Origin of the sequence: Gynurincola endophyticus, from assembly GCF_003991195.1 — a bacterium.
In the GTDB taxonomy this organism is placed as follows: Bacteria; Bacteroidota; Bacteroidia; order Chitinophagales; family Chitinophagaceae; genus Gynurincola; species Gynurincola endophyticus.
On sequence record NZ_RCWL01000010.1, the window covers coordinates 48,767 to 60,772 of the forward strand.

The 12,006-nt window shown below is 39.7% G+C and carries 10 protein-coding genes; 7 read left to right on the top strand and 3 right to left on the bottom strand.

Annotated features, from left to right (window positions below; genetic code table 11):
- The 3 genes from D9O48_RS16510 to D9O48_RS16520 all read right to left on the bottom strand — a co-directional run bounded on the left by D9O48_RS16510 (position 1) and on the right by D9O48_RS16520 (position 2,338).
- A complete protein-coding gene (locus D9O48_RS16510; protein WP_126974100.1) occupies positions 1 to 579 on the bottom strand; it encodes an RNA polymerase sigma factor in 579 nt (192 codons plus the stop codon).
- A gap of 538 nt (positions 580 to 1,117) precedes the next feature.
- Positions 1,118 to 1,696 carry an RdgB/HAM1 family non-canonical purine NTP pyrophosphatase gene (gene rdgB, locus D9O48_RS16515; RefSeq protein ID WP_126974101.1) on the bottom strand — a complete coding sequence of 193 codons (579 nt, stop codon included), beginning with the start codon at positions 1,694 to 1,696 and terminating at the stop codon, positions 1,118 to 1,120.
- Positions 1,697 to 1,705: 9 nt separating this feature from the next.
- Positions 1,706 to 2,338 (bottom strand): hypothetical protein, encoded by a 633-nt coding sequence (locus tag D9O48_RS16520; RefSeq protein ID WP_126974102.1) that lies wholly within the window; start codon positions 2,336 to 2,338, stop codon positions 1,706 to 1,708.
- 236 nt (positions 2,339 to 2,574) lie between these two features.
- Between D9O48_RS16520 and D9O48_RS16525 the strand changes: the two genes are divergently transcribed.
- From D9O48_RS16525 to rpsJ, 7 genes are all read left to right on the top strand, one after another.
- On the top strand, positions 2,575 to 3,639 hold the full coding sequence (locus tag D9O48_RS16525) for a branched-chain amino acid aminotransferase (RefSeq protein ID WP_126974103.1): 1,065 nt from the start codon (positions 2,575 to 2,577) through the stop codon (positions 3,637 to 3,639).
- Positions 3,640 to 3,829: 190 nt separating this feature from the next.
- Positions 3,830 to 4,210 carry a 30S ribosomal protein S12 gene (gene rpsL, locus D9O48_RS16530; RefSeq protein WP_126974104.1) on the top strand — a complete coding sequence of 127 codons (381 nt, stop codon included), beginning with the start codon at positions 3,830 to 3,832 and terminating at the stop codon, positions 4,208 to 4,210.
- A 35-nt stretch (positions 4,211 to 4,245) separates the two neighbouring features.
- A complete protein-coding gene (gene rpsG, locus D9O48_RS16535; RefSeq protein WP_126974105.1) occupies positions 4,246 to 4,713 on the top strand; it encodes a 30S ribosomal protein S7 in 468 nt (155 codons plus the stop codon).
- A gap of 166 nt (positions 4,714 to 4,879) precedes the next feature.
- Entirely contained in the window at positions 4,880 to 7,030 is a 2,151-nt protein-coding gene (fusA, locus tag D9O48_RS16540; protein WP_126974106.1) for an elongation factor G, read from the top strand.
- Positions 7,031 to 7,174: 144 nt separating this feature from the next.
- On the top strand, positions 7,175 to 9,298 hold the full coding sequence (locus D9O48_RS16545) for a S9 family peptidase (RefSeq protein ID WP_126974107.1): 2,124 nt from the start codon (positions 7,175 to 7,177) through the stop codon (positions 9,296 to 9,298).
- A gap of 373 nt (positions 9,299 to 9,671) precedes the next feature.
- Positions 9,672 to 10,997: a serine hydrolase domain-containing protein gene (locus tag D9O48_RS16550; protein ID WP_126974108.1), complete on the top strand. Its 1,326-nt coding sequence runs from the start codon at positions 9,672 to 9,674 to the stop codon at positions 10,995 to 10,997.
- A 371-nt stretch (positions 10,998 to 11,368) separates the two neighbouring features.
- Entirely contained in the window at positions 11,369 to 11,674 is a 306-nt protein-coding gene (gene rpsJ, locus D9O48_RS16555; protein ID WP_014220852.1) for a 30S ribosomal protein S10, read from the top strand.
- The last annotated feature ends 332 nt before the right edge of the window (positions 11,675 to 12,006 follow it).

The following is a 12,006-nucleotide window of genomic DNA, read 5'->3' on the forward strand; positions in this document are numbered from 1 at the left end:
TTAACGTGAATAGGACTTTTGAGTATCGCTGAGATACTGTTTTATTTTCTTTTGTAAGATCGTTTTGGCGCGGGCTAACTGTGATTTACTGGTACCCTCACTAATGCCTAAAAGATCTCCGATTTCTTTATGTGAATACCCTTCTACAACGTACAAATTAAATACTTGTTTGTATCCGGGTGATAACTCCTGAATTATTTTTATAATATCTTTTGCCGCCAGATGATCAATCGCGTTGATATTAAAGTCTTCAATAGTATTTTCCTCTTTATCGCTTACACTCGTCAGATGTGCAGATTTTTTTCTGAAATGTTCAATAGCAGTGTTCACAAACACTCTTCTCATCCAGCCTTCAAAAGAGCCTTCTCCTCTGAAACGGTGCAGATTGTTGAATACTTTAATAAATCCTTCCTGAAGTAAATCCTGGGCATCGCTATCCTGTTGCGAATAGCGTAAGCAAACTGCATACATTTTGGCAGCAAAACGATTATACAAAACCTCCTGCATCTTACGGTCTCCCGCAAGGCATCCCTGTATTAAGTCGTTTTCTGGTATTATATAGTTGCTTTCAGAATTCAATTTTCTGTAATTTTTTCAAAAAAAATATAAGAAAGTTTAAAAATGACTTAAAATGAACACTTTAGAAAAACGGAAAACTGTGATAGAACGTTTTTACCTTGCTTTACATTGCGTTTACCGATCGTTCATTTCTGATAAAATATTATTATACAAATCTACCAAAAAAAGATCAGTAGATAATCTCCTGAATGTTTTTTATTCTATTGCATAAATTGCCAACAATCTATTGTTTTTCAATTTATTACAAAAGTGTTTTAAATCAATTCAGGTTTTGAGAACAAAAATGTCTGAATAAGGTGTTCCTGATAAGTTTGCAGGTGAATAAATAAAATAATACCACCCGCTTTTATAACCTGTAGTAAACAGTACATATTACATACCAAAATCAATCCAGCCTGAGTGTATTGACTTTTGGAACTCAAAGTATTGTAAAACCATCTGGTGGAAATAACAGCTGCTGATCTGTAAATAACAAATCAGCTGCCGGATGGTTGATTGCGTCAACAATATTCAGGTAATGAAGGGTTGTTGGGGTGGATTACTGAAGCTGACTCAGAAATTCAATCAGCTGCTGAACTGCTTTTTTTCGGTGGCTAAACTCATTTTTCTGTTCCATTGTCATATTGGCAAAACTTGTTTCGCCGCCATCGGGTACAAAAACCGGATCGTATCCAAATCCGTTGGAACCGCTTCTTTGTTCAAGAATTTTTCCTTCACAAATTCCTTCAAACTGATATTCACGATCGTCCCAGATGAGGGAGATAACCGTACGGAATCTGGCTGAACGGTCTGCTTTGCCCTGCATTTGTTGTAGAACAAGGTCTATATTGGCGTCGAACGAACGGTCTTCGCCGGCATAGCGGGCACTTTTGACACCCGGTGCGCCATTGAGTGCGGTAATTTCTAAGCCGGTGTCTTCGCTAAAGCAGTTTTTACCGGTTAAACGGTGGATAACGGTTGATTTTTCGGTAGCATTCGCCTCTAATGTATCGTGTGGTTCCGGTATATCAATTAAAATTCCGGCATCTTTCAGCGGAATAACTTTTAAACTTTCGCCGATAGCCGCTTGAATTTCGGCTACTTTGTTCGCATTATTTGTCGCAAAAATAATTTCCATCCTAGCTGATTATAAGTTGAATATACGTTTGAAAGCACTCCATAAAGAGGTTTTAGAAATTTTACTCTCGTTTGTGTTCGGTAGCATAACGTCTAAGGCTTCTGATTGTAAGTAGACGGCATTGGCAAATGCCTGGTCTTTATAAAGCGGGAATTGCATTGGCAAGGCAATTGCCCCGGCAGTAATTCCGAATAAAATAACGGTTTTCGACTGTAACTGCTCTTCCAGTAACTGATAAGTTACTTTTTGAGTAGCTGTATTGATAATAGCTACTCCGCCCAGGTTGAGTTGGCAGGCTGTCAGCATTTTACTGAGCAGGTCTAATGGCGCTTCGGCGATATGTTTATCATTCGGATAGTATACAAGAATAGCAATATTGCGTTGATTATTGCCGAGAAAAACCAACGGTGCCGTAGTGGCGGCAGTTTCCATGGCTACTGTTCGCTGCTGCGGAGCTGTTGTAATAACAGCTGCAGGTGCTGGTGTTGCCTGTGTAACCGGTATTGAAACAGGCTCTGGTACCGGAGGAGCTTCAACAGATTGTTGAACAGGTAACGAATGTAATTCAGGGGGAGCAACCACCACCTCTTTATATAATTTTCCCAGTACTGAATTGGGTATATGTAATCCTGATAAACTCATTGATTCAAAATTAGTTCAAAAAACGGAGAGTGGGAGGAATAATTGGGAATTGAGAGTTAAGAATTAAGAATGGAGAATTAGAGTAGGGATGGATGATTTTTGGGTTGTCAGGCTCATTATTCGGTGCAGAGACCGGCTGTATAAAAAAAAGCTAACGATTGTTAGTAAAAACTGCCTTCATAATTTTGTCAGGCTAAACTTTGTTCGTTTCTTTGCAGCTCTAAATTTCATGGACTATGACCGAGACATATACAATACCGGTAACCAAAGCTGAGAAAACCCGGTTAGGTGACGTTGACTTTACCAAATTACCTTTTGGAAAAGTATTTACCGACCACATGTTGGTAGCTGATTATATTGATGGGAAATGGCAGAATGTATCTATTCAGCCGTATGGAAATATTTCTATCAGTCCAGCATTAGCTTCATTACACTACGGACAGGCGATTTTTGAAGGAATTAAAGCGTATAAAGGGGTGGATGGTAATGGTTATATATTCCGTCCGTTCGACAATTTCAAGCGTTTTAATCAATCGGCAGTGCGTATGGATATGCCGGAGGTTCCTGAGGATATTTTCATTGAGGGAATGCGTCAGTTGATTGCATTGGATATAGAGTGGATTCCTGCAAAAGCGGATCATGCATTATATATTCGTCCTTTTATGTTTTCAACCGACGAAGTGATTGGTGTGAAAACTTCTGAACATTATAAATTCATGATTTTGTTATGTCCGACTGGTCCTTATTTCAGTGAGCCGGCAAAAATCAAGGTAGAAGATACCTATACAAGAGCTGCGCAGGGTGGGGTTGGATATGTGAAGTGTGCAGGTAACTATGGTGCGAGTATGTTTGTAACGGCTGAAGCAAAACGCCAGGGTTATCACCAGGTGTTATGGATGGATGCTGTGGAGCACAAATATGTACAGGAAATCGGAACAATGAATGTATTCTTTGTGATTGATAATAAAGTATATACACCTTCATTAGAAGGCAGTACCATTTTAGCGGGTGTTACCCGTAACAGTGCCATTCAGGTAATCAGAGATATGGGTTATGAGGTGATTGAAGAGCCGATTCATATAGATAATGTGGTGAAAGCGTATAAAGAAGGTCGATTAACAGAAGTATTCGGAACCGGAACAGCTGCTACCATTTCTCCAATTAGATTGTTGAATTACAATGGTTTAGATATGGAGTTCGACGTTTCTTCATGGGTGATTGCGCCGGGAATGAAAAAAATCCTGGATGAAATCAAAGAAAGAAAACGTGAAGATGTTCATAATTGGCTATTTAAAGTGTAACTTTGCAAAAAATAAAACAATTATTTAAAAAGTAGGGGAGTTCGAAGAGTAGAGAAAAGTACCGACATAGTAGTGGTATCCAATTTATTAGATACCCGAAATGCTACAAATCCATAAAAAAAATATTTTTTTATTTGGATTTTAGAATGTGTACAATTACCTTTGCCCTCCCAAAATTAAAAGGTTAGAAATGCCTACAATTCAACAACTGGTAAGAAAAGGAAGAGAAATTATCAAAGCTAAGAGTAAGTCCAGAGCTTTAGATGCTTGTCCGTTCCGTCGCGGCGTTTGTACGCGTGTGTACACTACAACTCCAAAAAAACCGAACTCAGCTTTACGTAAAGTAGCGAAAGTACGTTTGACCAATAAAGTGGAGGTTATCGCTTATATTCCTGGTGAAGGTCACAACCTTCAGGAGCACTCTATCGTGTTAGTTCGCGGTGGTCGTGTGAAAGATTTACCGGGTGTACGTTATCATATCGTAAGAGGTAGCTTGGATACCGCAGGTGTGAAAGACAGAAAACAATCTCGCTCTAAATATGGTACTAAACGCGAGAAAGCGAAAAAATAACAACAATTATTGACAAACGTTACAAATCATTATAAATGAGGAAGTCAAAAGCGAAAAAAATTGCTCCCGCTCCTGATGCGAGATATAACGACGTACAGGTTACACGTTTTGTGAACAACTTAATGTGGGGAGGTAAAAAGAATACTGCTTTCACCATCTTCTACGATGCAGTGGATAAAGTATCTCAAATTACTGGAGAAAACGGATATGAAGTTTGGAGAAAAGCATTAGCAAACGTTACTCCTGCTGTTGAAGTACGTAGCCGTCGTATCGGTGGTGCTACATTTCAAATTCCTGCTGAAGTTCGTCCAGACAGAAAAATTTCATTGTCTATCAAATGGTTAATTCGTTACAGCCGCGATCGTAATGGTCGTTCTATGGCCGACAAGTTAGCGAACGAAATCGTTGCAGCTTCAAAAGGTGAAGGTGCTGCTTTCAAAAAGAAAGAAGATACTCACCGTATGGCTGAAGCGAACAAAGCTTTCGCTCACTTCAGAGTGTAATCAGATGATACCATTTCATCATATTGAAGCCCCCAACACTGTTGGGGGCTTTTTATTGTAAAAATAATTTACAGATATGAAAAAAATTAGTAACAATTCTGTACCTTTGCGCTCCTAAATTAGGCAGATTTCTGTATAATAAAAACTAAAGAAAATACACAAAGTCATGGCAGACTTACGATTACAAAGAAACTTTGGTATTGCGGCACACATCGATGCCGGTAAAACCACTACAACGGAGCGTATCTTACGCTATACCGGTATGATCCATAAAACAGGTGAAGTTCACGATGGTGGTGCAACTACCGACTGGATGGAACAAGAGAAGGAAAGAGGTATTACCATTACTTCTGCTGCAGTAAGCTGTCAGTGGAACTTTCCTACTATTCAAGGTAAACCTGGTCCTGATACTAAAAAATATTCATTTAACATCATCGATACTCCCGGGCACGTTGACTTCACTGTTGAAGTAGAACGTTCTATGCGTGTATTAGATGGTCTGATCGCTTTATTTTCTGCGGTTGACGGTGTTGAACCTCAGTCAGAAACTGTTTGGCGTCAGGCGAACCGTTACAAAGTTCCACGTATCGGTTTCGTAAACAAAATGGACCGTTCCGGTGCTGATTTCTTGAACGTTGTAAAACAAGTAAAAGAAATGTTAGGCGCTAAAGCTGTTCCTTTACAATTACCTATCGGTGCTGAAGATAACTTCAAAGGCGTGGTAGACTTAATTCAGAACAAAGGAATCATCTGGGATGCTGCTACCGAAGGTATGACTTTCGAGTATGTTCCGATTCCTGAAGATATGGTGGAAGATGTTCAGATCTGGAGAGAAAACTTAATCGAAGCAGTTGCTGAATATGATGACTCTTTGATGGAGAAATTCTTCGAAGATCCAAACTCAATTTCTGAAGCTGAAATTCATGAAGCAATCCGTAAAGCAACGATTGATTTAAGTATCGTTCCGATGATGTGCGGTTCTTCTTTCAAAAATAAAGGTGTTCAAACTGCTTTAGATGCAGTTTGTCGTTACCTGCCTTCTCCGATGGATATCGAAGATACAGTAGGTATCAATCCGGAAACCGGAAACGAAGAAACTCGTAAAGCTGATGCAAAAGCTCCTTTCGCAGCTTTGGCATTCAAAATTATGACCGATCCTTTCGTAGGTCGTTTAGCATTCTTCCGTTGTTATAGCGGACATTTAGATGCGGGTTCTTATGTTAAGAATATGCGTTCAGGTAAAAACGAGCGTATCAGCCGTATCATGAAAATGTTCGCCAACAAACAAAACCCGATCGATTTTATCGAAGCTGGTGATATCGGAGCGGCAGTAGGTTTCAAAGAAATCAAAACCGGAGATACCCTTTGTGACGAAAACCATCCGATCGTTTTAGAAAACATGTTCATTCCTGAACCGGTAATTGCTATCGCAGTTGAACCTAAAACTCAGGCTGACGTTGATAAAATGGGTATGGCTATCGCTAAATTAGTAGAGGAAGATCCTACCTTACGTGTAAATACTGACGAAGATACCGGTCAAACCATCTTACGCGGTATGGGTGAGCTTCACCTTGAAATCATCGTTGACCGTCTGCGTCGCGAGTTCAAAGTTGAAGTAAACCAGGGTGCTCCTCAGGTAGCTTACAAAGAAGCATTCAAGAAAACTATTGAACATAGAGAAACACTGAAAAAACAAACCGGTGGTCGTGGTAAATTCGCGGATATCGTGTTTGAAATCGGACCTGCTGATGAACAATGGATGACTGAAAATCCAAAAGGTAACATGCAGTTCGTAAACGATATCTTCGGAGGTTCTATTCCTCGTGAATTTATCCCTTCTATTCAGAAAGGTTTCCAAAATGCAATGGATCAGGGTGTGTTGGCCGCTTATCCGGTTGAAAACATGAAAGTTCGTGTATTCGACGGTAGCTTCCACCAGGTTGACTCTGATGCAATGTCATTCGAACTTTGTGCAAGACAAGGTTTCCGTGAAGCTGGTAGAAAAGCTCAACCAACTTTATTAGAACCAATCATGAAAGTTGAAGTAATCACTCCGGAACAATACATGGGTGACGTAACAGGTGACTTAAACCGTCGTCGTGGTATGTTAGAAGGTATGGATACCCGTGCCGGTGCTCAGGTTATTAAAGCTAAAGTTCCATTATCAGAAATGTTCGGTTACGTAACTCAATTACGTTCTCTTTCTTCTGGTCGTGCAACTTCTACCATGGAATTCTCTCACTACGCTCCGGCTCCGAATAACGTTGCTGAAGAAGTGATCGCGAAATCTAAAGGTAAACTGAAGTCTGATGACTAATATTATAGCATTTACTACTATAAACAAAAAGCTGTCCCTCGCGGATGGCTTTTTTGTTTATATCCCATTGCCGCTTCTTCCTGACCGGTTCGTTTTGCCATTCAGAAATTAAGTAATTTAGCTTCCATACATCAACCTTACTATATGAAATTAATTGCCCGACTATTCAGTCTTTTGCTGTTCGCAAACTTATCAATTCAGCAAACAGTATATGCACAGTTTTCATGGGGAAAAGAAGCGTATGTGATTCATGAAGTAGACAGTGGCCGGATCATTTCGTTTAACCTGATCAGTCAGCAACAGAACGTAGTGCTTGACCTGAGTAAGTATCCTCATATTCAAATGGATTCTTACTCTTTTGATGAACCTGAAAAAAATATCCTGATTTTCGCTAACACTGCAAAAGTATGGCGATACAATACCAAAGGAGATTACTTCGTATATAATCGTAACGCACAGAAAATGCATGCACTCGGAAAAGGACTGAAACCTTCCTCCCTGTCATTCGCCAAACTCTCACCCGATGCTACCAAAGCTGCTTATGTTTATGATTATAATATTTATGTAGAAGATATTGCTACCGGTAAAATTACCGCACTTACAAAAGATGGAAACAGAAGAAATATCTTCGGTGGATTTGATTGGGTATACGAAGAAGAATTTGGTTGTCGCGATGGTTTCAGATGGAGCCCCGACGGTAAAAAAATTGCTTTCTGGTATTTTGATGCGAGTCCTACCAAAGACTATCTCCTGCTCAATACCCTCGATTCTGTTTACCCTTCTGTACAACCTGTTGAATTTCCGGTAGCGGGTGATCGCCCTTCAAAATTTAAAGTGGGTGTGGTAAGTATTGATAAACCGATTATCCAATGGATTCAATGGAAAGAAGATGAACAACTGGGCTCGTATCTGCCAAATGTAGAATGGGCTGCAGACAATGAGCTCATTACCGTACACATGAACCGCAAACAACAGCACGTAAATATAGAACTGGTAGATGTGCAGTCGGCCAAAAAGACCAGTATCTATCAGGAACAATCAGATACCTGGATAGATCCTCAACCTAATAAATCATTCTGGAACTGGATCAATGATAAAGAGTCGTTTCTGTGGCTTACAGAAAAAGACGGCTGGAGGCATATCTGGAAAATTTCTAAAGATGGCAAAAAACAAACCTTACTCACCGATGTGAAGTTTGACGTGATCGCTATGGATCGTATCGACGAGAAAAACGGTTATGTTTATTTTTATGCCTCCCCCCATACAGCCTATCAGAAATATCTGTTCCGAGCAAAACTTGACGGCAAAGGAGTAGAGCAGGTAACTTCATACGAAACCCCCGGTTTTCATAAGTATATTATCAGTAAGGATGCCGGAATTGCTTATTGGATGCCTATGAACCAGGAAGGTTATGGTGAAGGTGGGTTTGTCAGAATGGATGAAGAAGTGGTAAAAGCGGCTAAAGGACCAAAACAACCTCCCACTTACAGCAACAGCTCCATCCGCTTTTTTAAAGTAGAAATAGAACCGGGAATACAAATGGATGGCATGATGCAATTGCCGGCAAATTTTGACAGTACCCGTAAATATCCTGTATTGTTTTATGTGTATACAGAACCGGGTGCGCAAACTGTAATGGATGTGCCGGGCGCCATGGGTGACTTTCTGTATAACGGCTCAATGGCAGAAGACGGATACATTGTTATCACCATGGACAATCGCGGTACGCCTGCACCCAAAGGAGCTGCCTGGAGAAAAGCTATATATGGTAAAGTAGGACAAATCAATATAGATGATCAGGCGAAAGCAGCACGAAAAGTATTAGAGTGGAACTTCATCGATAAAAAACGCGTGGGCGTTTGGGGATGGAGCGGTGGCGGTTCTGCAACATTACACCTTCTGTTCAGATATCCGGATATATATACAATGGGAATTGCCATCGCCGGACTCACTGATCCGCGTCTGTACGACAATATTTATACTGAACGGTATATGGGCCTGCCCTGGGAAAACAAAGATGCCTATACGAAAGGAGCGGCGCTGCAATATGTGTCGGGCTTAAAAGGTAAGTTACTGTACATACACGGAACAGCTGATGACAATGTGCATATTAATAATGCAGATTTATTAATAGATGCGTTAGTGCGTGAGAAAAAAGATTTTCAGATGATGTACTATCCGGGCAGGTCTCATTCTATAGACGAGCGAAGCGGAACGTCTGAACATTTAAGTAATTTGTTTACGAAGTATATAAAAGAAAACCTTTAAAACATAAATAGGTGACCCCGAAGGGGTCGTTTGTTTTTAAATAAAAATCATCGTTATACTTTAAGCAGGGTGTATTTAAGATTACTTGCATAGCTCAACCGGTTCAGAAGGAGGCACATGTTTTTTGTTTTTGTTTGCAGTATAAAAATTATAGTTATAAGCTCATTATTTTGCTTGTAAGATCTTTTTGTATAGCTGAATCGACCCTGAAGGGGTCATATGTTTTTTGTTTTTGTTTGCAGTATAAAAATCATAGTTATAAGCTCATTATTTTGCTTGTAAGATCTTTTTGTATAGCTGAATCGACCCTGAAGGGGTCATATGTAATAAAAACAAACTTTTAACGACTAATCATCAAAGCCAAAAAACAAATATGAAAAAGTTACTTTTTATTTTCTCAATGCTGTTCGCAGGGTTGGGAATGCATGCTCAGACTCCTGAGCTTGAAAAAATAAAAGCTTACATAGATACACTCTATAAGTATGAACGGTTTATGGGAGCGGTATCCATTTATAAAGACGGCCGTCCGGTAATGGATTATGCGGTAGGGTACAGGGATTACCAGCAAAAGGTGCCGATTAATCTGGATACGAAGTTTCGTGTGGGATCTATTTCAAAAACTTTTACCGCTGTATTGATTATGAAGGCGGTGGAAGATAAAAAATTGAGCTTGAACGATTCGCTGTCGAAATATTTTCCAACGGTGAAGAATTCGGATAAAGTCACTATAAAAAATTTGTTACAACACCGTTCGGGTATCTTTAATATAACAAATGATCCGGCATATCGCCAGTATTATCAGCAGCCGGTAACACAGCAACAGTGGGTGGAAAGAATCAGCAGTAAAGATCCGGTTTTCACTCCCGGCGAAAAATATCAATATAGTAATTCAAACTACATACTACTCACTTTCATTTTAGAGAAAGTGTATAAAAAAGATTATGCCTCTTTACTGAATCAGTATATTGTAAAACCAGCCAGGCTGGAGTCAACTTATTACATGCGTAAAACCGATGTGCAACAAAATGAAGCTTATTCTTATAGCTGGAATATAGATTCAATCTGGGTGAAGCAAAACGAAACGGATCCGTCAATTCCGGTGGGAGCTGGTGCGATCAGTTCGAATCCGCGTTCGCTGAATCAGTTTTCGTGGGCTTTATTCAATGGCAAAATAATCAAGCCGGGCTCTTTAAAAGCAATGCAGGAAGTAGTGGATGAAGTAGGCCTGGGGTTATTCCGTACAAAGCAGGGAGAACAGTATTATTGGGGGCATGGTGGTGCAATTGATGGTTTTTTGTCGGGCTATCAGGTAAATTCAGAAACCGGGTTATCGTTTTCTATCGCTGCAAACGCTCAATATGGGGGAGTGGATCCGGTATTGGCGGATATCATTAAGATTTACCAGGGGGGTGATTTCAAGATGCCGGATTATAGTAAAATGTTAAGCAATGAGGAAGAATTGAAAAAGTATGTAGGAGAATATGCTACTGAAGGAGTACCGTTGAAAATCAATCTGATCGTAAAGAAAGGCAGATTGTTCGGACAGGCGACAGGGCAGGCGCCGTTTGAGTTAAGCGAGTTGTCGGAAGGGGTATATGAGTTCAGGCCGGCGAGTATTAAAGTAAAACTGAACGGAAAAGCGGATGGGTTTTACTTTGAGCAGGGAGGAAACGGGATTGATTTTAAGCGTGTAAAGTAAAAAAGAACTCTTAAAAGAGCCCAAAATGTACAGTTGAATAAAAAAACAGCTGAATATTTTAGAAAATAGCGAGGAAATAAGTTGTTAGATTGTGTAGAATGATTATTTTTGCAGCTCCAAAAAAATGCACTTTAGGAAGAAGTTCTTCTATTAAGATAGTAAATTTTTGGTAAAGGAAAAAATAGAATTAAACATACAAACAGGAAAAGGGAACTTGCGAGCTGGAAGGTGAACGACGAAATAGGTGATTTTGAAGGTTTTATGTGAAAACATAAAATTTGAGATTTTTCGAAAAAAAAGTCTCAAAAAATTTTGCCTAAACGGAAACATCTCCTACCTTTGCATCCCCATTCCAAAAATGGGTTTGCTTTATGTCTCAAAGAATAAGAATCAAATTACAGTCTTACGATCACAATTTAGTTGATAAATCAGCTGAGAAAATCGTTAAAACTGTTCGTAGCACCGGAGCAGTGGTAACAGGTCCAATTCCTTTACCTACTCGTAAAAAGATATTTACTGTTTTACGTTCGCCGCACGTGAATAAGAAGAGTCGTGAACAATTCCAGTTATGTACGCACAAGCGTTTATTGGATATTTACACTTCTTCTAGCCGCACTGTAGATGCGTTGTCTAAATTAGACTTACCGTCAGGTGTTGAGGTAGAGATTAAGGCGTAAGAAAGTGCTCCGTTGGGTTCTCTTATTAGTTAGGAGGAACGAACGGGGTGTTTTTCTTTATAAGAGTTAATTAAGATCTTTGCAAACCTATCTGTAAACTTTGTGATGAATCACAGATAAAGCAGCGCTGGGTATACAAATAAAAACATTTCGCCCGCTTGCGAAGGCGGGCGAAAGTAGCTAACATTAAACAAAATATGAACTAGCCCTTCGCGGTTAGTTTACTATTGGTACTTCCTAAGTTATGTATCGATTGAGGTAACGAAGGTTATTTAGATACGAGAAACGCAAACGGAAAAGGTCAATAGCAAACGGGGATTGAAGTTGTCATG